16 protein-coding genes are annotated in these 21999 nt (G+C 59.6%); 4 read left to right on the top strand and 12 right to left on the bottom strand.

The window, feature by feature from the left end; genetic code table 11:
* Window positions 1-81: 81 nt before the first annotated feature.
* The 5 genes from ACR0NJ_RS06005 to ACR0NJ_RS05985 form a co-directional block, all read right to left on the bottom strand.
* On the bottom strand, window positions 82-1392 hold the full coding sequence (locus ACR0NJ_RS06005; protein ID WP_480816215.1) for an HlyD family type I secretion periplasmic adaptor subunit: 1311 nt from the start codon (window positions 1390-1392) through the stop codon (window positions 82-84).
* On the bottom strand, window positions 1376-3523 hold the full coding sequence (locus ACR0NJ_RS06000; RefSeq protein WP_480816214.1) for a type I secretion system permease/ATPase: 2148 nt from the start codon (window positions 3521-3523) through the stop codon (window positions 1376-1378). The genes ACR0NJ_RS06005 and ACR0NJ_RS06000 overlap by 17 nt, the downstream gene beginning before the upstream one ends.
* A complete protein-coding gene (locus ACR0NJ_RS05995) occupies window positions 3520-4710 on the bottom strand; it encodes a TolC family protein (RefSeq protein ID WP_480816213.1) in 1191 nt (396 codons plus the stop codon). The genes ACR0NJ_RS06000 and ACR0NJ_RS05995 overlap by 4 nt, the downstream gene beginning before the upstream one ends.
* Window positions 4711-4849: 139 nt before the next feature.
* Entirely contained in the window at window positions 4850-5692 is an 843-nt protein-coding gene (locus ACR0NJ_RS05990) for a SapC family protein (RefSeq protein ID WP_480816212.1), read from the bottom strand.
* 45 nt (window positions 5693-5737) lie between these two features.
* Window positions 5738-9556 carry a beta strand repeat-containing protein gene (locus ACR0NJ_RS05985; RefSeq protein WP_480816211.1) on the bottom strand — a complete coding sequence of 1273 codons (3819 nt, stop codon included), beginning with the start codon at window positions 9554-9556 and terminating at the stop codon, window positions 5738-5740.
* Between the two features lie 225 nt (window positions 9557-9781).
* Between ACR0NJ_RS05985 and ACR0NJ_RS05980 the strand changes: the two genes are divergently transcribed.
* Complete coding sequence (locus ACR0NJ_RS05980) at window positions 9782-11833, top strand: M10 family metallopeptidase C-terminal domain-containing protein (RefSeq protein ID WP_480816210.1); 2052 nt, start codon at window positions 9782-9784, stop codon at window positions 11831-11833.
* A 25-nt stretch (window positions 11834-11858) separates the two neighbouring features.
* Here the strand turns inward: ACR0NJ_RS05980 and ACR0NJ_RS05975 are convergent, their stop codons facing one another.
* Both ACR0NJ_RS05975 and ACR0NJ_RS05970 read right to left on the bottom strand, forming a co-directional pair.
* The gene (locus tag ACR0NJ_RS05975) at window positions 11859-12311 is read right to left on the bottom strand and encodes an Lrp/AsnC family transcriptional regulator (RefSeq protein WP_480816209.1); all 453 of its coding nucleotides are present in this window, start codon (window positions 12309-12311) and stop codon (window positions 11859-11861) included.
* Between the two features lie 95 nt (window positions 12312-12406).
* On the bottom strand, window positions 12407-13843 hold the full coding sequence (locus tag ACR0NJ_RS05970) for an aminotransferase class V-fold PLP-dependent enzyme (protein WP_480816208.1): 1437 nt from the start codon (window positions 13841-13843) through the stop codon (window positions 12407-12409).
* 300 nt (window positions 13844-14143) lie between these two features.
* Between ACR0NJ_RS05970 and ACR0NJ_RS05965 the strand changes: the two genes are divergently transcribed.
* Both ACR0NJ_RS05965 and ACR0NJ_RS05960 read left to right on the top strand, forming a co-directional pair.
* A complete protein-coding gene (locus ACR0NJ_RS05965; protein WP_480816207.1) occupies window positions 14144-14440 on the top strand; it encodes a hypothetical protein in 297 nt (98 codons plus the stop codon).
* Between the two features lie 28 nt (window positions 14441-14468).
* Entirely contained in the window at window positions 14469-15236 is a 768-nt protein-coding gene (locus ACR0NJ_RS05960; protein ID WP_480816206.1) for an extensin-like domain-containing protein, read from the top strand.
* A 16-nt stretch (window positions 15237-15252) separates the two neighbouring features.
* Here the strand turns inward: ACR0NJ_RS05960 and ACR0NJ_RS05955 are convergent, their stop codons facing one another.
* Genes ACR0NJ_RS05955 through ACR0NJ_RS05935 form a run of 5 tightly spaced genes read right to left on the bottom strand, consistent with a single transcriptional unit; the run spans window position 15253 to window position 21081 of the window.
* Window positions 15253-16512 carry a Tm-1-like ATP-binding domain-containing protein gene (locus tag ACR0NJ_RS05955; RefSeq protein WP_480816205.1) on the bottom strand — a complete coding sequence of 420 codons (1260 nt, stop codon included), beginning with the start codon at window positions 16510-16512 and terminating at the stop codon, window positions 15253-15255.
* Window positions 16513-16535: 23 nt separating this feature from the next.
* A complete protein-coding gene (locus tag ACR0NJ_RS05950; protein ID WP_480816204.1) occupies window positions 16536-18020 on the bottom strand; it encodes an aldehyde dehydrogenase in 1485 nt (494 codons plus the stop codon).
* A 6-nt stretch (window positions 18021-18026) separates the two neighbouring features.
* Window positions 18027-19547, bottom strand: coding sequence for a tripartite tricarboxylate transporter permease (locus ACR0NJ_RS05945; RefSeq protein ID WP_480816203.1), 1521 nt, complete (start codon window positions 19545-19547; stop codon window positions 18027-18029).
* Between the two features lie 7 nt (window positions 19548-19554).
* A complete protein-coding gene (locus ACR0NJ_RS05940) occupies window positions 19555-20091 on the bottom strand; it encodes a tripartite tricarboxylate transporter TctB family protein (RefSeq protein ID WP_480816202.1) in 537 nt (178 codons plus the stop codon).
* 60 nt (window positions 20092-20151) lie between these two features.
* Window positions 20152-21081 carry a tripartite tricarboxylate transporter substrate binding protein gene (locus ACR0NJ_RS05935; protein WP_480816201.1) on the bottom strand — a complete coding sequence of 310 codons (930 nt, stop codon included), beginning with the start codon at window positions 21079-21081 and terminating at the stop codon, window positions 20152-20154.
* Between the two features lie 108 nt (window positions 21082-21189).
* Here ACR0NJ_RS05935 and ACR0NJ_RS05930 point away from each other — a divergent pair, with 108 nt between their 5' ends.
* A complete protein-coding gene (locus tag ACR0NJ_RS05930; protein ID WP_480816200.1) occupies window positions 21190-21969 on the top strand; it encodes an IclR family transcriptional regulator in 780 nt (259 codons plus the stop codon).
* The last annotated feature ends 30 nt before the right edge of the window (window positions 21970-21999 follow it).

Here is a 21999-nt window from a genome sequence, read left to right as displayed (position 1 = left end):
GTCTTGCTGTCGGTTTGTCAGACGCTCCTGCCACTCTCCCGTGAAGCGGACCGGAACGTCAGCTGCTGCTTGGTCTGGAAATCACTCCCGCAGCGCCTGATCTTTGATCTTCACAACCGGTTGAATGATGTAGTCCAACACCGATTTTCGTCCCGACAGCATGTCGACCTCGGCAATCATGCCCGGGATGATTTCAACGGCGACGCCATTGCCGTCCAGCATCGTATTGCTGGTGCGGATCTCCACAACAAAAACCTCTTCATCATTGCGCTCTGACCGGGTGATGGTGTCGGCACCGATGCGAATGATCTCACCCTCCAATCCGCCGTAGCGGGCGAAATCATAGGCCGTTATCTTCACTTTGACTTTCTGGCCCGCATGCAAAAAGGCGATGTCTTCGGGCCGCACGTAAGCCTCTACCAGTAAGGAATCGTCCAGCGGGACAATTTCAATCAATTCCTCGCCACTTCGGGCCAGCCCGCCGATTGTGGTGCGGTGAATGCGATTGACGATCCCGCGCACTGGCGACCGCACCTGTGCGCGTAAAGCCCGGTCGCGCAAGGCGGGCAGGCTGGGCTGCAGTGCCGCGAGCTCTGCCGTTGCCAGCGCCAGATCGGTCAACGCTGCGCTGCGGAACCGGCTGCGCGTGGCCCGAATGCGATCGTCAATCTCGGTCAAACCGGTTTTCGGCCGGCTGGTCACGGCTTCGGCCCTGACTTTGCGCCCCTTCCATTCAGCCTCACTGCGCCGCAGGGTCAGGAGTGTCGTCGCAGGTTCCATCCGGCTTTCTACAAGCGGAGCCATCATTGCGCGTTCCTCGGCCAGCACCTTGAGCGTTTCTTCGGCCGTGACCTGATCCACCAAACCTTCTTCATATTCTCGATGCCGTTGCTGCCGCTGGCGTTCCAGAATGGCGATTTCCGCCTGTAACTCGGCCATGCGGCCCTGAAACAGGGCGGTTTCCGAGCGCACAACCGTCGGCGCGCCTTCGATCAGCCGCGCCTCGAAATGCAACTCAGCGTCGTCAATTTCAGCCTGCAGCCGCTGCACACGCGCCATCAGGCCATACGCCTTTTGCTGTTCTTGGTTCAACTGGCTGTCGATCTGGGTGGCATCCAGTTCCATCAACAAGGCACCTTTGTCCACAACCTGACCTTCGCGCACATATACGGATTGCAAGACCCCGGGTTCCGTGGCCTCGATCACCTGTACATCGCCCGAAGGGACGATCCGGCCATCCACACGCGTGACGTCGTCCAACTCCGTCAGGTGCGCCCAAATCCCCGCACATAACAGGCAGGACAAGATCGCCAGCAATAGGATCGAACCCCGCAAGGGCGAGCGGCCACGCATTTCCCGCGCAAGCGCTGCCAGATCAGGATGCTGCGACATTCAGATGACTCCCTGCCCTGCGTGGGCGTTGCGACAGCAGGCTTTTGGGTCCATCGGCGCAAATCTTTCCGCCCTCAATCACGATGACCCTGTCGACGAGGTCCAGCAAGCTGGTGCGATGGGTGACAATAACCATTGTGCTGTCTTTGGTGGCTTGCTTCAGGCGCTGAACGACCTCTGCCTCGGTCTTGACGTCCATGGCGCTGGTCGGCTCGTCGAACAAAAGAACCGGAGGCCTTCCGACCAGCGCGCGGGCCAGGGCGATAGCCTGTTTCTGACCGCCAGAAAGCCCTTCGCCCCGCTCGGCAATACTTAGGTCATAGCCACCGGGGTGCCGGGCGACGAAGTCTTCCACACCTGCAATGCGACCGGCCTCGATCAGGTCTTCATCCCGAGGGCGGATTGTGCCGCTATTGATATTGTCCCTTATCGACCCCGAAAACAGCCAGATATCCTGCAACACTGATCCGATGTTGCGGCGCAGGTCGCCCGGGTCGATCTGGCGGATATCCACGCCATCAAGCATCACCGATCCGACCCGCGGGGCGTAAAGCCCCAAAAGCAGTCGCGTTATCGTGCTTTTCCCAGACCCGATCTGCCCGAGAATTGCAACTTTCTCACCGGGGTTAATGGTAAAGGAGACCCCATTCAACGTGTCCTCGGACTGATCCGGATATGCGAAATGAACATTGCTGAACGAAATACCGCCCTGGATATTGGACCGGCTTATCCAGCTGCGCCCATCCGGTCTTTCGCTTTCAGCCCGCATCAACGTGTCAAGGTTACGGTAGGCGCTTCGCGCCTGATTGGCGCGGGTCAGCGTTTGGGCGAGTTGCCCCAATGGTGCCAGAGCGCGACCGGTCAGCATGACCGAGGCAACAAGCGCACCCATGCTGGCCTGACCTTCCGTGATCAGAAACACGCCGCAAAAAACAATCAGGACCTGCGCGGCCTGCTGAGTGAAACCCGTTAGATTCAACGCAAACTGAGTGACCGCCCGACTGCGCGCGCCATGCGCGGATTGCCGTTCAATCGCGGTTTTCCACCTGGATCGCATTTGCCGCCCGGCGGCCGTGGTCTTGATGGTTTCAAGGCCCGAAACCGCTTCAACAAGGACCGATTGTTTGGATTGACCATCCGCAAGGCTCTTTTCCGCCATGCGCGATAAAACCGGCTGGACGGCGAGGCCGCTTAGCAAAACAAACGGAACCGCCAGCGCCGGTATCAGGGCAAGCGGCCCGCCGACCAGATAGATGACAAAGATGAAAAGTCCTATGAAGGGCAGATCAACCACCGCGACCAGAGTAGCCGAGGTAAAGAACTCTCGTAGTGTTTCGAACTCGCGAATGGTGCTGGTGATCGCTCCGGTCGATTCCGTGCGTGACTTCATCTGGATGTTCAGCAGCTTGTCAAAAACGCGCTGACCCATGAGCATGTCAGCTCTTTGCCCGGCCCGGTCAATGAACCCGGCCCGTAGCAGTTTTAGGATAAAGTCGAACACAAGTGCCAGACACACCCCGGTCGTCAGCGCGATCAGGGATTCCGTTGCCTCATTTGGCAAAACCCGATCGTAAACCACCATAATGAAGACTGAGGTCGACAGGCTCAACAGATTTGCCAGCGCAGCGGCCAACGCCACCTGAGTGTATGACCATCGATTGACCGCAAGCGCCGACCAAAACCAGTGCCCTGTTCCTTCGCTTGGATCCACGAACGCTCCATCGCGATTGTCGCGCCGAAACAGTACGGCGTAGCCGGTATAGGTGTTGGTCAGGTTCTGCTCGGAAATCTCGCCGATCCCGTCCTCGAGTTCCGGGTCGAAAACAAGCAGTGCGCCGGTCGTCGTACGCCCATGATAGACGACGGCCCTATCGTCTTGCAGAAACAGGATCGCCGGCACCAGAACGTCGTCGAATTTGGCCAGTTTCCGCGCGCCATATGCCGCCTGCAGCCCTGAACGATGGGCCACTGCAATAATGTCGCGTATTGCAAGATCGCCTTTGGGCCCCGATTGAACGGCGTGTAACGCCGCCATAGTCAATGGCCTGTCCAGAGTTGCGGCCACATTCAAAAGACAGGCCTCGTAGGTGGTTGGTACAGAAGGGTCAGATACCTCGCAACGTTCGTTCATTGAGCCTCCTCCCATTTGGTCAGTGAAATTCCAAGCAGGTCCAGAATGTCGCCTGTCAGGCTCAGCGCGGCATAGTTGGTCAGGAAAAAGCTCTGCTCGGACAGGATCAGGCGTTCTTGTGCGCTGACGTAATCCAGCTGCGCATCCAGAATTTCGATCAGGCTGCGGCGTCCGATTGAGAATTGCGCGCGTGTGGCTTCAAGGCTCTCAGCATTGGCGCGGGCCGCAGAGCGCGCTGCGCGCAATCGTTCGGCCCCGGCTTTCTGGTCCGATCGGATGAAAGCAAGTTCGCGACCTATTTCGCGGACAAGCGTTTCGCGGGCGAATGCGGCCTCATTAACCCGGGCTTCGGCAGCGGCAATGGCAGCGCGACGTTGTCCGGTGCTGTCGATTTCGTAGTTAAAGGCCAGATCCACGCCGAAATTGGCGTCGTGCCGGTCGTCCTGATTGGCAAAGGCTGCCACGCGGATATCCGGTTGACGGCGGGCCTGTGCTGCCGCCCATTCGGCCTTGGCGGCGACTAACCCAGCATCGGCCCGGCGAACCTGCGGGCTTTCAAGCACGATCTGGGTATCACTACGTTCAAGCTTTGGGGCTGGTACAGGATCGGAAAGAACACCTGCAGGGGTGCCAAACACCTCGCGGAACCGTGCTTCGGCCCGATCAACCCGCGTTTTTGCGTCGGCGAGCCGGGTGCGGGAATCGGCCATCCGAGAGCGGGCGGTCAAGACATCCGCGTTCGATCCCGCTCCACTCGCCGTGCGGCTTGAAATTTGGTGAACCAATTCCTCATGCGCAGCCACATTCTGGGCGGTTATCTTAAGGATTCTTCGACTGTCCTGCACAAGTACGTAAGTTTCAACGGCCGCCAGTGCGGTTGCCGCCGCCGTTTGCAACTGATTGCCACGACTTTCCAGAACCCTTGCACGCGCGGCGGTCAGATCGCCGCGGGCCGCACCGCCGTCGTAGACCAGTTGAGACACGCGCAAGTAGGGTGAGACATCGGCAATGTCAGACTTAATGCGCTCCGACCGGGCGTTTATTCCCAGTGAGACTTGCGGAAGAAATGCGCCCTCTGCGGCGAATTGGTTTGCTGTGGCAACCGCGATACTGGAGTCACTTTGGGCCAAAACCGGGCTGGTTTCCACGGCGGCCCGGATTCGTGCGCCAAAATCGCTTTGCGTCAATTCTGCCGAAGGCCTCGTAATCCCGGACCCTGGATGGTCGCCAGATAAAGATGTTTTTAAAGGCGCAAGATCCGGTACCTGCGTGCAGGCAAAGATTTGGCCGGTAAGGATAAGTGCAACGCACAAGCGGAGGGGTTGATTAATCGACTGCATCAAGTTCCTCCAAGCTGGGGTAACTAGCATTCGCATCCCTTCGGTTAACGTCAGCCATTGCATCCAGAAATCCGGCGACATCAGAAATCCTGTTCTGTTCCGAAGCTAATGATTGCTGGCTCAACCGTTGTTGCGCACGCAGCACCCACGCCCCGTGCAGCAAAGAGAGTTGGTGGGCGTGTATCAAACGCCATGCATCTTTTTGCGTCAAAACTGCCATCTGGGACTGCGACAGTTGCTCCAGTGCGCCCGCGTCGATGGCCAGCAGCCCGATTGGAAATTGAACCCCTTGAACTGACGTCAGTTCCGAGAAAAGACCCAACTTCTTAAAGAGAAGACAAAGTTGTCGCGTTTTTTTGGCCGCATATGTCCGGGCCTGAAGAAAGGCTCGTACCTTTTGCAGTTCCGGAGCCAATTGGCCCGATTTGTCAAAAAATGCCTCTCCGTCTTGGTCGTCCGAGACGAGACTCGATGTTTCGTCGACCATCAGTTGAAGCCGTTCTGGCCCGGCAGATTTATCTGCTACTGGAAGCTCCACCTGAAACGGGGGGCATCGCAAGGCAGATGGGACATATGTGGTCAACCACATACCGGCGTCAGAGACAAACGGCGACTCCACTCCGGGCATCATGGACAGCAAAGCCACAGGCTCAGGACCCGTTCTCGAATCCCTGAACGCGATCGGAAAAGTTGCGGCCGCTTGAAATATCTCGGTTTCCACAATGGGACAGTCGGTGCGGTGTCGGGCGAACGCATATGACGTGAATCGCCGCCACGACCTGTGCCTATGCCGGGAAAAGCTGACCGGTTGTAAACTGCTCTGGGTCATTATCGCCTCGCGAAACCTGATTTCAACCTCAGCGGCTTTGTCAGCTCAGGCTGACGCGCCAGTTGGATCAGTGTGAAGGATGTTGTCTGCGGTCAGTCCACCGAGATCGGCCAGGCCATCAAACACAGCCACGGTTTCAACCGAAGCCGTATCCGAGGCCGCGTAGTCGACCTTGACCAGCACGCTATCCGTTCCGTCGGTTGCAAGGACATAGAGTTCGTCGCCCGACTGGACTCCGGCGAAACTCTCGACTGCGGTTTCAATTGTGCCCTGGGTGAGGTCGGAAAGAACTGTGGTCAAGCCGACAAATCCGGTATCCGTCCCAAGCGCGCCGCCGATCGTCATGATATCCACATCTGTACCGGTCCCGCGCAGAGTTGCGACGTCCAGCCCACTGAACATCAGCGCGTCTGAGACCTCTGCTGCAGTGCCAAGGGTGAACCCGGTGATGGTATCGACGCCGTTATTCGCGGGGCTGGCCTCAAACACGACGACGTCCCGACCGGCGTCGGAGACATCAATGGCATCGTCGCCATCGCCACCGCGGATAAATGTGTCTGTATCCGCTGCGATCAACGTGTCATCGCCGTCTGTTCCAGGGAAAAACACAGTTGGGCCGCCGTCGGGCGTGGTGAGTGTCAACTCGATCGGCTGGTTGGGGTCCTGAACCGTCATGGTGAACGTGACCAGGGGTTGAGACAGATCGGTGAACGTGGTCGCGGCCCCGGCGAAGTTGATGGTATCTCCGGCACCCGGGTTGGCCAGGAACAAGTCAAACTCGCTGTTTTCCGTATCCGATCCGATGTCGAAAGTGGCGACAGCCGAGTCAAATTGGAATTCTGCCGTCATGGCCAGACCGCTTGAGATGTCGCGATCTTCGTCCGCGTGAATGGCGAATGTGACGGTCGATCCGCTGCGCCCGACTTCCGTCAGCACATAGGCCGCCGGGATGTGTGCCGTTGCATCACTGGAGACAGGCTCGGGATCGGGTCCGCCGGATACGGTCGCCTGGGCGGTGAAGTTCAAGTCGTCACCTGCCTGTGTCCCGGAAAACGCCGACGCAGGCAATGTCGCTGTCCACGAGCCGTCGGCTGCCACCGTCGCGGTGCCTGCAGGAGACCCGTTGAACGCTACGTCGACAAATTGTCCCGCAGTCAACCCGGCCGAGGACCCGCTGACCACAACCCCAGCGCTTTGCGCATCCGCTAACGGGACCGCACCGTTTGAGCCGATTGAGTCCAGACTGAGAACCGGGCGGAAATCGGTGGTGAGCGACGTCGTGGAGGTAGTGACCGTATTCCCCGCAGCGTCGTCGACCGTGGCCGTCAGGGTGAAGGTCGTCGCATCTGCCAACGCGCCCAAATCTGCCGCTGGTGCCGTGGTCGTCCATGCTCCGCCGGAGACAATGGCTGTGTAGGTCTGGCTGCCGAGCGTAACTGAAACGGTCTGCCCGTCCTCCGCCGTGGTGGTTCCCGAAATGCTGAGGTCGACGTCCTTTTCCGCTACATCCAGAACCGCTCCGATAGACAGCGGATTCACCGAGATACTTGGCGCGGTGAAATCGGTTGCGAAGGCGGCGGTATCCTGATTGTCGTTACCAGCGGCATCCGTGACCGACGCGGCCACGCTGTAGGTTTCCGCATCAACCAGCCCGGTCAGATCCGAGGCGGTTGCGGTGAAGGCCCAAACCCCGCCGGACACAGTGGCGGTGCCGCTGATGTCGACAGTTCCGTCCGACTGCGCGATTTGAACCGCGACTACGGTGCCGTCGGGCGTGTCGGAAGTTCCGGAAACGGTCAGGTCCGTGCCTTGCTCGGCTGCATTCATGAAGGCCCCGTCCGAAAGGTTGGTGATTGCGATGGTCGGCGGCGAGAAGTCGGTGTCAAAACTGTTGCTGGCCTGCGGCGCCGCGTTCCCGGCGGCGTCAGCGACATCCGCCGTGACCGCAACGGTCGCCCCGTCCGACAAGGTCGCGAGTTCCGCCGCTGGTATGATGACGGTCCAGGTGCCGCCCGTAGCCGTGCCTGTGAATGTTTGACCGATCGCGGAGACAGTCACGATCTGTCCGTCTTCCGCCGTAGTTGAGCCGGAAATGACCAGATCGGTTGCTTGTTCTGCGGCATTTAGGACGGGACCGTCCGAGAAGCCGTCGATGCTCAATGTCGGCGGGCTGACGTCTTTTGCCACCGGCACGCTGGCCTGGGGCGCGACAAGTCCGTCGCTGTCCGTCACATCGGCGGTGATGGTGAAACTGCCGCCGTCCGAGAGCGCGCCGAGGTCCAGTGCGGGGACAGTGACGCTCCAACTGCCGCCGGAGACGGTGCCGGTGTAGGTCTGCCCATCCAACGTGACGGTGACTTGCTGGCCATCACCGACATTGGCTGTTGACCCGGAGATTGTCAGGTCTGACCCGACCTCGGCTGCGTTGATCGCCGCCCCGACGGAAAGAGGCGTGATCGCGATCGAAGGGCCGGTCAGGTCAACGGGTACCGAGGCTGACACAGGAACCGCCGGGTTGCCTGCCGGGTCGGTAACGCTCACCCCGATTGCTGCGGGCACTCCTGTCGACAGGCCCGCCAGATCGGCGCTTGGGATGGTGACGCTCCAACTGCCGCCACTGGCCGCGCCGGTATAGGTCTGGCCGTTGAAAACGACGGTCACGGTCTGGCCGTCCCCGGCTGTTGTGGTCCCGGACAGGGTCAAATCGCTGCTCAAATCAATAAGGTCAATCGAACCGCCTGCGACCGGGTCGAGCGTCACGGTGGGTGCGGTGAAATCGGTGTCGAAGCTGCCATTGGCTTGCGTCGCGGTATTGCCCGCGCTGTCAGACACATCCGCGGTAACGGAGATTGTGGTGCCATCCGGTAGTGAGGTCAGGTCTGCGGCAGGGACGGTGATGCTCCACTGCCCGCCTGCGACAGTGCCGGTATAGGTTTGCCCATTAACCGTTACCGTTACGGTTTGCCCGGATTCGGCATCTGTGGTGCCGGTGACGGTCAGATCGGTGCCTTTCTCGGCAGAGTTCAGAACTGCACCATCCGAAAAACCGGTGATCGACAGGGTCGGAGGCAACGTGTCTATGTCGAACTGGACAGTCTGAACCGAGATTTCCTGACCTGCATCGTCTAGGTTGCGGATCGTCACCGTGGATACGCCCTGCGGCAGGTTTCCGGCCTCGGCTGCCGTCAAAGACAGGCTCCAGCTACCGTCGGCATTGGGTGTCACTGTTTTGACCAGCGATCCTATCGTCACCTCGACGGTTGATGTGCCTTCGGGCGCAATCGCGTTTGTGTTGCCGCTGTTCAACGCCGCAGATTGCACTTGCGCAAGGTTCAGGCTGGGATAGCTGGGCGCGGGCTCAGGGTCGTCAGACCCACCTCCGCCACCACCTGCGCCAGCGACTGCGGCCCCGGCCAACCCAACGCCGCCCAATGCTGCGCCAACACCGCTGATGCCGCTCGTCGCAGCCGCAGCGCCTCCTGCTTCGGCGGCGCTAAGTTGAGCAATTTCACCGACCACCTCTTCCGCGATCATGATCGCCCCGCCTTCGAGGACCTGCACATTTTCTGCGGCCACGATCATAGTGCGGCCGTCCGCCATTTTTAGAAGCACGTCGCCGTTCTTGAGCAGCTTTGCGGTCCGCACCCCGGGAATGGCTTCGGCGAACTGAAAGGCATAGAGATCCTCAATCGTGGCCTGAGACAGCGCAGGCAATGCGGTCAGCATGGTTCCAAGCCCACCCAAAACCCCTCCTCCGGCCCAGCGGCGAAGTTTGCCGTCAATCCACTTGCGGACGTCGTACTTGTGTTCGGCATCCGGTTGATCTGCGGCCGGATGGGTGTTCGAATCGGGTGCTTTAGTCATCTTTCCCTCACATTTGGTTGTTGCAAACTGCCGATGGGGACAGGCTGCCCGGTCAAGGTTCTGTTCATCTGTCTTGCCGTCTGGCGATTGCTGCGATCGGACCAGAAAAAATTGAGTTAAACCGAAACCGAACTCCTTGTTTTCACCACATTTCCGTTTTGGTTTTGGCCGGGGCATCGGATCATCCTGTTTTCAGTGCCAGGGGTGGCGTAGGGGGTGACGGTTATGATGCTTCGGTTCGAAACTGTGATTGCAACGGCGAGCGCGGCGTTCGATTCAGGTATCGGCGATACGGCTTTAAAAACGCTTAACGGGGACACGTATCTCTATTCCATCTCGGGCCCGCTGGGTGGCGTTGCCGCCTGGCGACTGGTCGAGGGGAACCTGCCGCAACTGGTGGATACCGAGTATTACGGCGGAACGATCACCTTTCAGGTGGGTTGCAGCGCAACGCCGGTCACGCTGGCGGGAACCGATCATCTTGTATTGGATGTAGACACGGCGACAGGGCTGGTCAGCTATGAGCTAAACGCTGACGGCTCCGTCGGCAGTCTGCAGGAAACCGGCACCCTGACGGGCGGCGGGGATATCCCGGCCCTTGTGCAGATTTCACTGGGTGCCACGGATATTCTGGTGGTGGCGCATGAGGATACGGGCCAGATCGGGACCTATTTTGTTAACGGTGACGGGACGCTCAGCCTGGCTGGTTTGGTGGCGGGGCAGGTTGATTCCATCCAGACGGTGCAGGCCGAGTCAGGGCATTTTGTGATTGCGTCTGATGCCGCCAGCAACACGATCGCGACCTATCATTTGGATCAGGGGACAGGCACGCTGAGCGCAATCGACAACAGCGCGGCCACGTCCACTTTGGGAATTGCCACGCCCACCGCGTTGGAGGTGGTCGAAGTGTTCGGTCAGTCCTGGGTGATCGTGGCAGGGTCGGATACTCATTCGATCAGCGTCATGAAGCTGGGCAGCAATGGCAGCCTCAGCCCCACGGATCACGTTCTGGACTCCCGCTATACCCGGTTCGAATCGGTGCAGGACATGTCGGTTATCGAAGTGGACGGACGCGCCTTTGTTGTCGCCGGTGGATCGGACGGGGGCGTAACCCTGTTCACCCTCACACCCGTTGGTCAGTTGATCCATCTGGACAGTTTTGAGGATACGCTGGCGACCGGTCTGCAAAACATCCAGTCCCTGAGCGTCGCCCATATCGGCGATGAGTTACAGATCTTTGCGGCCTCGCAAACGGAGGCCGGGCTGACACAGCTCACCACCTCGGTCGCGGATCTGGGCATGGTACGCGAGGGGTTTGGCACCGTCACCGGCACGGGCCTTGATGACATGCTGACAGGCGGTGTCCTGAGTTCCACTCTGTTGGGCGGGGCCGGTGACGATATTCTGATCGCAGGCACCGGGGCGACAACCATGACCGGCGGGGCGGGGGCCGATATCTTTGTCATGCAATGGGGTAGCGACTCCACAACGATCACCGATTTCGAGGCCGGCATCGACCGGGTGGACTTGTTCGACTTCATTCTGTTGCGGTCGCCGTCCCAACTGAGTTTCACGAAAACCGCGCAGGGGGCCGACATCGAATATCGCGGACAGACCGTGCATATTCACTCCGCGACCGGAGGCGGGCTGACCAGTGCCGACATATTCGGATCCGGCTTTGGCGGTCCCGATCACGTTCCAGTGGATTTCGGAGATTTCGGCGGGTTGGACCCGGACAGCTCCGGCGGCATTCAGGGGGATGTCAGCATCAACTCGGAAACCGCCAATCCGGGGCTCACGGATGCCGAAATTCGCTTTACCCCGGATGGCGGGGGAACTGTCGTGGCTACGGCGGACAACACCGGCCAGTTCGATCTGGACCTGCCGGATGGCACCTTCCCCGGAGAGTTGGAGATCGTCAAAACCTACTCGACCGCCAGCGGTGAAATCACCGCCCTTGATGCTCTGCAGGTTCTGCGGCTTGCGGTTGGGCTTGATCCAACCTGGGGCACGGCTGAGGCCGAAAATCTGATTGCAGCGGACATTACCCGAGACGGGACGATCAATGCGCTGGACGCTCTGGCGATTTTGCAGGTGGCGGTTGGTCAGTCCACGCCGAACGACGCGGAATGGGTGTTTCTGGACTCCAGCGCTGATCTGTCCGGGATCACAAGGAACAACGTCGTCTACGAGACGGGTATGGATGTCGTCGCAATGGATGGTGCGATTTCAGCGGATATGACCTCGATCCTTTTGGGCAATCTCGAAGCCGTCTGAGCCGTGCAAAAAACTGGCCCTGCGGTTACGAGATTTTCAAGGGCCTCTGTTCGGCAATCGCTTCCATCGAGAAATAGGAGGTTACCGCATCCAGTTCGACTGTCGAAATCAGGCGCTGATAGACCTGATCATACGAGTTCATATCCTCGGTGATGACCTTGATCATGTAATCGTAGTCCCCTCCGATCCGAAAAAAATCAACGACGTCGGGGATGAGTAAAACGGCGCGGCGGAATTCATCCAGCCAGTCGGCAGAGTGATGCCGGGTTTTGACCATCATGAAAACGACCAGTCCCAGCCCCAGCTTCTGACGATCCAGAACCACGGTAGAGCCGACGATGATGCCGCTCTCATTCAGTTTCTGTAGTCTTCGCCAGCACGCGTTCTGTGACAGGTTAACCCGTTCCGCAAGTTCACGCTGTGATAAGGAACTGTCTTTTTGCAGTTCCTCAATGATCCGTAAGTCTTTTCTGTCCATACTCCCGGAATGCCCGTTCATTTGACCCGTAAATGCGAAAAACTTAGAGAGTTTTTGCATGTAAGGGAAGGACGGGCACGGTCGGTTATGCGCGATCAGGCCACTTCCAACGCGTCCGAGGCGATGGCGAACCGCGCGGTGGCCGGGTCGGCCGTATAGTGCGGTTCCAGTTCCTCCAGACGCTTTGTCAGCTCATTTACGCTGTCGATGATGTAGCGCGCTTTGCTGTCATCCATCAGATAGCTGAAGTTCAGGCGGACCCAGCCGGGTTTCAGCAATTCCTTGCCCGCATTCAGGTCATTAAACAGCGCATCCGAATGGGGCCGGTCAATGCCCAGCAGCCGGTGCGCATAGGGACCGGCGCAGGCGCAGCCGCCCCGGGTCTGGATGCCGTACACATCGCTGAGCATCCGGGTGAACAACTGGTGATGGAACGGTGACCCGTCGGCGCGGGTGACCCGGAAGGAAAAGATGGGAAGCCGCTGCGGATGCTCTGTTCCCAGCAGCGTCAGCTGCGGGTTCTGCGGCCAAGCCTGTATGGCCATCTTGTTCATCTCAGCCTCTCGTGCCGAAATGAAAGCCTGCCCGATTTCATCCTTGACGATAAAGGCCAGGGCCGCGCGGATATCGCCGACGACATTGGGCGTGCCAGCTTCTTCCCGGGCGGCAATGTTCGAGGTGTAGCAATGGTTCCAGGGCGAGACGAAAGTCACGGTGCCGCCGCCAGGCCACGATGGGGTTTCCCGGCAAACCGCCGCGTCGCGCACGATCAGCACGCCACTGCCGCCCGGGCCGCCGGGAAACTTGTGCGGAGAGACGACAACTGCATCCTTCTGCGCGTCGGGGGCCGGGTTCATGTCAATGGGCAGGTAGGGCCCGCCCCCGGCGTAATCCCAGACCACCAGCGCGCCGTGCGATTTGAGCAACCGGGTCACCTCATCGGGTTGCGTGACAATGCCGGTCACGTTGGAGGCGGCGGAAAAACTGCCGATCTTCACATCCGCATCCGCGTGCTCTTTCAAAGCGGCTTCCAGCGCGTTCAGGTCGGGGCCGCCAGTCGCAGCCTCGGGGATTTCGACCACCTCGGCGTTGGATTCGCGCCATGGCAGCAGGTTTGAATGATGCTCATAGGGGCCGACAAAAACCACTGCTTTCCGGGCTTCATTGACGCCAAACAGGGGAACCAGACGGTTCAGGCCAGCGGTCGCGCCCGAGCCTGCGAAGATCACGCTGCAGCCTTCGGCATTGGTCAGGCGCGAGATTTCCGCGCGGGCCTCGGCGCGCAGCCGGGTCATATAGGCCCCGCAATACGAAGCCTCCGTGTGGCTGTTTGCGTAGAACGGGAGCACCGCGTCCCGGATGTAATCTTCGACCTGAGCCAAGGCGCGACCGGACGCCACGTAGTCGGCGTAGACAAGCGAAACGTCCCCAAACAGACCGGGAATGGAAACCCCGTCGCCGATCACACCTTCGCGCAGATCGCGTACGAGGTCTTGGGATTGCAGGGATTGGCGGAATTCAGACAGGGACATCGGGTTTCTCCTTTGAAAGAGAATTTAAGTGCCGAGCGGTAGAAAAGTGACCCAATCTTTGCGTAATTACCATAAATTTTGAGTGAAATGAACGAAGAAACTCTGGCTTTTTGGTGGAAAGCCTCCAACGATCAACGCATCTGCTTCTTGTGCTCCGAAGATGACCAGCCCTCCGCCACAATCGCAAAGACGATAAACAGTTGAAAGGTCGATCCGAGAGTGCTTCCATCACTCCAAACGATCTGTTCCCGGTCTGTTTGTTGCATTTTCAAGGGTTATAGTAATAAGGAGCATGATTTGATGATCAGAAAACACCTTGCGGTAGCATGCGCATTTTCGATGATTGCAGCGTCCGCCACCGCGACCGAGCACAACAGTTCGCCCGACATCGCGATTTCCTGCAATCAACACGGTGCGGTTGTAAGGACGGCCAGCGGCGCGACCTATTATCTCGGAAATAGTTGCGATGCGTCCCAGCCTGGCGTGGGGGAAGGCAGATGGTGGTTTGCCGCCTCGGCATTTATCATCGAAATCAACGGCAAATCTGTGCGTTTTGCACGTGATCTGACCTGCAACGTGCCGTTTTGCCGGCCGTGAGGTCATCGGTCCAAAACACGGTGATCTGATGCGGATGCTGTTTGCAGTGTTTTTGTTATGCGCGCCGCCGGTTGTTGCCGCACCGGATTGCGCTGACGCGCCTGCATCTTTGGTCGCATATGAACCCGCATTTGATGCGGACACGGACCCCGTAAAGGCCATCACCAAAACAGCAGTTACGCGCGGGCCAGAGGTTTTGACCTCGCCAAGGCCGAAGATACGGCCCTGCAAGTTTCGCAAATTCGAGCTTGGGCGTGAAAGAATGCGGGATCGCGGGGCTGTGTGCGGGGATTGGACCATTCTGGGTGAGACGCGCAAACCGATTTCCGGAAAATACCGGGGCTGCGGGATTGCCGACCCGGTTCAAGTGCGCGTGATTTCCGACATCTATCTCAGCCAGCTTGCGCTGATGGATTGCGAGACGGCGGTGACGTTCAAGACGTGGATCGAGAATACTGCTAAACCGGCTTTTGCAGGGCAAGGGGGCGGATTGAAGGGGATGCGCCTTGCCGGTCACTATTCGTGCAAGACCCAGAACAATCAGCCCCGGGCGCGCCTGTCGGAGCATGCTCGGGGGCGGGCAATTGATATATCCGCCTTTGTTCTGCAGGACGGCACTCTGATTACTGTCCGCGACGGGTGGGAGGCCGAGGGCACCGCCAATGTTCTGCGCGATCTTCACAGCGGGGCCTGCGGTCTTTTTGGAACCGTGTTGGGGCCCGAGGCGGATCAGTACCACAAAGGGCATTTCCACTTCGACACAGCGCGCCGCAGCAGCGGATCTGTCTGTCGCTGACCGTGCGGTCTCCGGCCTAAGCTGAGTTCTGGTTGAGGTCGGCCCGCGATTTTACTACTCCGCTTTCCACCCAGTCGTCGAACAAGGACAACACGGCATCGCAAAAACCGGCATCGTTGATATGGGCGTCCAGCTCGGTCATCGGGACCCGACCTGACATCACTTTGCGTGCCTCGTCCACCATATCGGCCAGCGCCTGCGGATCGTGAGCCTCTTCGCCCTCCTTATCCCATGCCTCGACACCCTGAACAGGCAGGAAGAAATGAACGGGGCCCGTCGCGGCCTCAAGCCTGTTGGCCAGTTCGCGTATCCAGACGCGTCGCTCGTCGCCAGTGAAGACCGAGCTTTTGATCAGCCGGTTATGTTCGTGAAACGGACGGTCGGCATACTGCTCGGGTATGTCTTGCCAGCCCGCAAAATCCAGCAGGTCCAGCGCGCCGGGGGCAGCCATTTGGGGAATGCCCGCACGCCCCGCATTGGTGACGCGATCCTCACCGCTCGAGACCATCGAGCCCGCCATGAGATTGCTGAACTCTTGCATGCAGAAATCCATGACACAGACAAAAGCGCCTTCGCTGGCCAGTTTCTCATAAGCCATCCCGCCCATACCGGTTGAGTGGAACACGGCCACTTCAAACCCACGCTCTTCCAGCGCGGGTTTCAGGGTCTTCATATAGCGCAGACAGGACGAGCCCAGACTGGTCATCCCAATCAGCGGCTTACTGCGATCCGGCGCGATGGCGGCCTTTGCGGCGCCGACAACCGCCCCGGCGGCCTGGCTGAGCGAAGACTGGCAAATAGAGTTCATACCATAAAGCCCCCCGGCCCAGAGGATCATCTGTATATCCGGGGCAAGACGGTGTGGCGGGATCAGCGGTGAGAAGCTGACGGTCGACACGATGTATTTCGGCACACCCATCGGCAGCGCCTGTGCGCAATCCAGTGCCAGATCGGTGCCCATGGTCCCGCCCGTGGCCAGCATCCCGTCAAATCGTCCCTGCGCATAGGTTTGCGCGACCACACTCGCGGCCCCTGCCGACATTACGCGGAAAGCCCTGTTCTCGTCGCCTTGAGCGATGACTTCGTCAATTGTCATGCCCGCAGCTGCGGCGACATCGTGCTTGGAGATATCGGTGGGTACCTTCGGATCGCCCAGGACCGAGACATCCATGGTCAACACCTCCGCTCCCTGTGCCAAAACTGCCTCTTCGATGAACCGCATTTCCGGTTCTTTCGTGTCATAGGTGCCGATCAGCAGGATGGTTTTCTTTGTCATTGGGTCCTCCCTGACGCCCGCGGTCACAGCTTGATCCACGCCGTTTTCAGATCGAAATATTTTTCAAGCGCATGCAAGGACTTGTCATGTCCATTGCCCGATTGGCCCACGCCTCCCAGCGGCACGGTCAAGTCGGCCCCACCATAGGTGTTCACATGCACCACTCCGGCGCGCACGCCCGCCACCATGCGATGCGCCCGGCTTAGGTTTGAGGTCCAGACACCGCCCGCCAGTCCGTAGACCGTGGCATTGGCCAGCCAGATTGCTTCGTCTTCGTCCTTGAAGGGTGTGACAGCCAGAACCGGGCCGAACACCTCGTTCTGGAACAAGTTGTCGGTTTCTTTAACACCGGCCATTACAGTTGGGGCCATGTAGTAGCCGCCGGTCTCGGTCAGGATGCGGTTGCCGCCGGTGCGGCGCTCGGCACCTTCGGTCTCAGCCTTGGTCACGAAATCGAGGTTGGCTTCCAGCTCGGGCAGGCTGTGAACCGCGCCGATCTGACTGTTCAAGTCCAGCGGGTCGCCAACGCGAAAGGCTTCGGCGTGGCGCGAGACCTCGGCGACGAAATCCTCGTAGATATCTTCCTGAACCAGCAGGCGGGACCCGGCGACGCAGACTTGACCTGAATTGCGGAAGATGCCCGCTGCCGAAACCTTGGCGGCTTCGGCCATATCAGGGGCGTCGTTGAAGACGATATTGGCGGATTTGCCACCCAGTTCCAGATAGCAGCGTTTCAGATTCGACCGCGCGGAGTATTCCAGCAACCGCCGCCCCGTCGCACCCGAGCCCGTGAAGGCCAAGATATCCACGTCCATCGACAGGGCCAGCGCCTCACCGACGACCGAGCCGCGTCCGGTGACGACATTGAACACACCATCCGGCACCCCGGCCTCGGCGGCCAGTTCGGCGATCTTCAACAGGCTGAGCGAGGCGCTTTCCGCCGGTTTCAAAACCACGGAATTACCTGCCGCCAGCGCCGGTGCGATTTTCCAACTGCCAATCATCAGCGGGAAGTTCCACGGCACAATCGCCCCCACAACGCCCACAGGCGCGTGGTGGATCAGGCCCAGAACATCCGGGGCGGTCGGGGCGACCTGCCCGTAGACCTTGTCGATGGCCTCGGCGTAATAGCGAAAGGTCGCGGCGGTCGAGAGCGCTTCGGCCTTGTACGCCATGTTGATCTCGGTCCCGTTATCGCGCACGCCCAGAACGGCGATCTCCAGCGCGCGGGCTTCGATCAGATCGGCCAGTTTCAGCAACACCTTCTTGCGCGCGGCGGGGGCCATGCGGGACCAGCGGCCATCCTCGAACGCTACCCGCGCGGCTCGCACGGCGTTATCGACATCCGCCGCGCTGCCCTCGGCGATATGGGTCAGCGGCTGACCGTCGATTGGCGACAACACCTGATGCTGCGCGCCGGTCTCTGAGGCCTGAAACGCGCCGTTGATGAAATGACCGCGCGGAGAAACCCCTTGCGTGCGCAGCCTGTCAATCGCGGACTGATCCATGGGCGGTTATCCTTGCTGAGTTGAATCTTCGTCGAGAACCGGTTGCGGTTTGATCCGCTCGCGATGTTCCTGCACCAGGGTTCGAATGTGCAGCAGTATGATCCCGAGGATCATCACGAACAGGATCGCGGCAATCGGGCGGTCGATAAAGTCGAGCGGCGTTTTCACCCGCGCCATAGCGCTGCGCAGTTTGACCTCCATGATGCCGCCCAGAACCATGCCTAGAATGATTGGCACAATCGGCAGGTTCAGGCGTTTCAGGATCAGGCCGAACACGCCGAACCCCGCTGCAATGGCGCAGTCCGTCACCGAGTTGCGCAGGCTGAACACACCCACAAAGGACAGGATCAGGATCATGACGCCCAGGAACCGCGTGGGGATCTGGATGATCTTCAGCAGCAGGTTGGTCGAGAACAGTAGAAAGACCAGCACGATCACGTTCAGCAGGATCAGCGACATATACAGCGCCATGACGAAATCCAGCTGATCGGCAAACAGTTGCGGGCCGGGGATCACGTTATGGACGTAAAACACCGACAGCATCATCGCCGTAAGCGCCTCACCCGGAATACCCAGCGCCAGCAGGGGGATCATGGCGGCACCGGGGACCGCGTTATTCGCGGCCTCGGAGGCCACCAGCCCCTCGGGCGAGCCATCGCCGAATTTATCCGGGTCTTTCGAAGTTTTCTGCGCGTAGGTGTAGGACAGGAACTGCGAGGTGAACTCGCCCGTGCCCGGCACCATGCCCATCAGCACACCCAGCGATGAGGATATGGTGGCGATACGTTTCAGGCCCAGCAGCTCTTTGAGGCCCGCGAATATGTTGCCCCGGACATGGGCCTCGCCCGGCGCATGTTCCTTGTCGACCAGCAGCAACAGCGCCTGACTGATCGCAAACAGGCCCAGCACAACCACGATCAGATCGACCCCGGACGACAGCCAGCTTTGGTCAAAGGTGAAGCGCTTGGTGTATTTGACGGGCTCCAGCCCGACGGTGCTGAGGAAAATGCCGAAAAAGGCCAGCATCGCGGCAGAGAATGTCTGGCCGCGATGGGCGAGGATCACCAGCAGGATGCCCATGAATGCGGCTAAGAAAATCTCTCGGCTGCCGAAATGCGGGGCGACCCAGGCCAGAACCGGTGACAGGATGATCAGGCAGAGGATCGAGAAGATACCGCCGAAAAACGACGCCGAATAGGCCAGCGACAGCGCGCGGTGGCCCTCACCCCGTTTGGTCATGGGGTAGCCGTCGTACGTGGTCAAGGCGTTGACCGCCGTGCCAGGCGTATTGATCAGAATGGCCGGGATCGCGCCGCCATACATGGATGAGCCGTATATCCCCAGCAAAAGGGTCAGGCCGACGATAGGCTCGAATGCAAAAGTTGCAGGCAGTAGGATGGCAATGGCCACTGCGGCCCCGACGCCGGGCAGGGCTCCGATGATGACGCCGCCGACCGAGCCAATGACAAGTGCGACAACCACCTGCCACTGCGCCAGAATGGCGAAACCTGAGATCAGAGTGTCCATGACGCCCTCACAGGTAAGTCAGTGCGAAGATGCGCACTGAATCAGGCAGGTATTCATACACGCGGCCTGCCGGGATATTCACCTGCAACAAGGCCCTGAAAACGATGGCAACAACCGCCCCGAACACAAGCGCGATGCTGACGGCACCGGTTGAGCGGAACCCGGTGCGCAGGGCCAGAAAGGCCGCAAACAGCATTGTGGATGGCAGGTATCCAAGCCACGGCACAGCCACCACATAGATCAGGAAATGGAGGACGTATTCCAGCGACATCAGCCAAAAGGCGATTTCGCGCCAGCGGCCGGGGATGCGGTGCGACAGGGCCGAGCCCAGCAGATGCAGCCCGCTGAAAATGACCATGCCCCAGATGGCAATGGTGGGCCAAAGCGACGGCTGGGCGAACCACTTGGTGCGTTTGACCACTTTGGTCTCGGCCCCAAGCTGGCTGAGCAGAAACAGCGCAAATGCGAAGAACATCGTGGCAAAGATGATGTCGCCCGGACGCCGGTAGCGGCGGAACATGTCTTGCAGTGTCTTTGCGATCATCGCGACCTCCTGCCGAAAAGAAAAAGGCCCGGCAGAACGCTCCGCCGGGCCAGTTTCGGTTTATTCGCCCAGAATCTCTTCGATCTTGGCGAATGAGGCTTTGTCCTGCTCGATCTGCGCATTCGACGCATCCGGGTCCTGCCAATAGACCAGCGCGCCGGTTTCCTTGGCCAGGTCCTTGGCCTTGTCAGATGCCAGCGCTTTTTGCGCCGCTGCAGTGATCTTCTCGCGAGCGTCGGCGGGGGTGTCCTTGTGCACAAACAGCCCGTTCCACAGCGCCAGCGGAAGGTCCGGTTGCATCTCGACGATTGTCGGGGTGTCCGGGATCAGCGAAATCCGCTCGCCCCCGATGCTGGCCAGAACGTTCACCTGATCGAGGCAAGGCAGCACCAGTTGCAGCGTGGTGTTGATCACATCCACATCGCCCGAGGCCAGCGTGTTGCAATCCAGCGCGTCAAAGGCCGCTTCGCTGGCAAAGTCGAACCCGCTGCTGACCGCTGCGGCAAAGGTGACCTGCGTGGGCGGCAGGACCGATCCGAAATGGCCAAGCGCTACATCATTGTCCCTGCCGTGGGCCGCCAGCTCGTCCCAGGTCGAGAACGGAGCATCCTTGCTGGCCGCGATCACGAAGGGGTAGGTCAGGAAAATGCCAATCGGATCAAACGGGTTCGGGTTCAGTTCAGGGATGCCGATTTCGGGGCCAACCACCGGCACACCAATCACGAAGGAGCCAATCGTGTAGCCATCCGCCGGGGCGTTTGCCACCTCAACCGCGCCGGGGAAGGGGCCGCCGCCACCGCCGGGCTTGTTCACCACCGCCGCCGGCACGCCATACATGGCCTGAAACTCGTCGGCGATCATTCGGGTCAGCACGTCCTCAAGATCACCCGGAGGCCACGGCACAACAAAGGTCACCGGCTTCTCGGGGTATTCCGCCAGGGCGGCGGTTGCGGTCGCTGCAAAAGCGGCGGCTGTTAGAAATTTCTTCATTGACACCTCCCGTTATAGGTTCATTAATTGAACCGCGTTAACAAATATAATGTTGCGTTGTTAACCTTATTCTGTCAAGTATTACCTGAAGCGGAGGATGCAAAACACATGGGTACGGCCCTCAACGCCCTTAAAATGCTGGACTATTTTTCGAACGCTCAACCCGAGATCGGGCTGAGTCACCTCGCGCGCCTGTCCGGTTTGAACAAGGCGACCGCGCTGCGCCATCTTCGCGCGCTTGAGGAATATGGGCTGATCGAACAGAACCCGATGACCAAATCCTATGCAATCGGACCGGCTGCGCTGCGTCTTGCCGCGCTGCGAGAGGTTGCCAGACCCGGCATCGAAAGTGCCCGTCAGAAGATGCAACTGGCGATGCACCAGGTTGGCGAAAGCCTGCATCTGTCGCTGCTGGAAAAGACCGGCTTGCAAACCGCGCTGGTGGTGGAAACCACGCGACACAGCGTGCGTGTCAGCCTCGACCCAAGCGAGGTCCTTCCCATCAACGCAACCGCCTCGGGCCTGTGTATCCTGAGCTTCGGACCCGAATTCCTGCTGGAGCGTCTGGATCAGGAACAGCAAACGCGGTTCACGGAAACCACGCTGACCGACCCGGACCAGATCAGGGACAAGGTCGCGCGGGTCAGCAAGGCGGGCTGGGCCAACAGCAACGGCAGCTACGAAGACGGTGTCTTTGGCTATGCTGCGCCGATTTTTGGCATTGATCAGGTGGCGCTGGGCACGATTGCCATCGCTGTCCCGGAAAGCCGCGCCAATGACGACCGTCTGCCAGACATTCTGACGGCTTTGCACAGCCTGTCGACGGACCTGACGGCGAATTTCGGCGGTCAGTTGCCCGACAGATTTCCAACCGAATTCCACCCGTAACCAACGGTGGACGCATTCCCGGAGATACGC

Source organism: Ruegeria sp. F11, from assembly GCF_056533855.1.
Note: the sequence above shows the minus strand (reverse complement) of the source record. Positions and strands in the feature narration are given on the sequence as shown.

Bases quoted from the DNA above. Each gene is read 5' to 3' on its own strand.
- ACR0NJ_RS06005 (WP_480816215.1), bottom strand. From the start codon at position 1,392: ATGTCGCAGCATCCTGATCTGGCAGCGCTTGCGCGGGAAATGCGTGGC.
- ACR0NJ_RS06000 (WP_480816214.1), bottom strand. From the start codon at position 3,523: ATGAACGAACGTTGCGAGGTATCTGACCCTTCTGTACCAACCACCTAC.
- ACR0NJ_RS05990 (WP_480816212.1), bottom strand. From the start codon at position 5,692: ATGACCCAGAGCAGTTTACAACCGGTCAGCTTTTCCCGGCATAGGCAC.
- ACR0NJ_RS05985 (WP_480816211.1), bottom strand. From the start codon at position 9,556: ATGACTAAAGCACCCGATTCGAACACCCATCCGGCCGCAGATCAACCG.
- ACR0NJ_RS05980 (WP_480816210.1), top strand. From the start codon at position 9,782: ATGATGCTTCGGTTCGAAACTGTGATTGCAACGGCGAGCGCGGCGTTC.
- ACR0NJ_RS05975 (WP_480816209.1), bottom strand. From the start codon at position 12,311: ATGGACAGAAAAGACTTACGGATCATTGAGGAACTGCAAAAAGACAGT.
- ACR0NJ_RS05970 (WP_480816208.1), bottom strand. From the start codon at position 13,843: ATGTCCCTGTCTGAATTCCGCCAATCCCTGCAATCCCAAGACCTCGTA.
- ACR0NJ_RS05965 (WP_480816207.1), top strand. From the start codon at position 14,144: ATGATCAGAAAACACCTTGCGGTAGCATGCGCATTTTCGATGATTGCA.
- ACR0NJ_RS05960 (WP_480816206.1), top strand. From the start codon at position 14,469: ATGCGGATGCTGTTTGCAGTGTTTTTGTTATGCGCGCCGCCGGTTGTT.
- ACR0NJ_RS05955 (WP_480816205.1), bottom strand. From the start codon at position 16,512: ATGACAAAGAAAACCATCCTGCTGATCGGCACCTATGACACGAAAGAA.
- ACR0NJ_RS05950 (WP_480816204.1), bottom strand. From the start codon at position 18,020: ATGGATCAGTCCGCGATTGACAGGCTGCGCACGCAAGGGGTTTCTCCG.
- ACR0NJ_RS05945 (WP_480816203.1), bottom strand. From the start codon at position 19,547: ATGGACACTCTGATCTCAGGTTTCGCCATTCTGGCGCAGTGGCAGGTG.
- ACR0NJ_RS05940 (WP_480816202.1), bottom strand. From the start codon at position 20,091: ATGATCGCAAAGACACTGCAAGACATGTTCCGCCGCTACCGGCGTCCG.
- ACR0NJ_RS05935 (WP_480816201.1), bottom strand. From the start codon at position 21,081: ATGAAGAAATTTCTAACAGCCGCCGCTTTTGCAGCGACCGCAACCGCC.
- ACR0NJ_RS05930 (WP_480816200.1), top strand. From the start codon at position 21,190: ATGGGTACGGCCCTCAACGCCCTTAAAATGCTGGACTATTTTTCGAAC.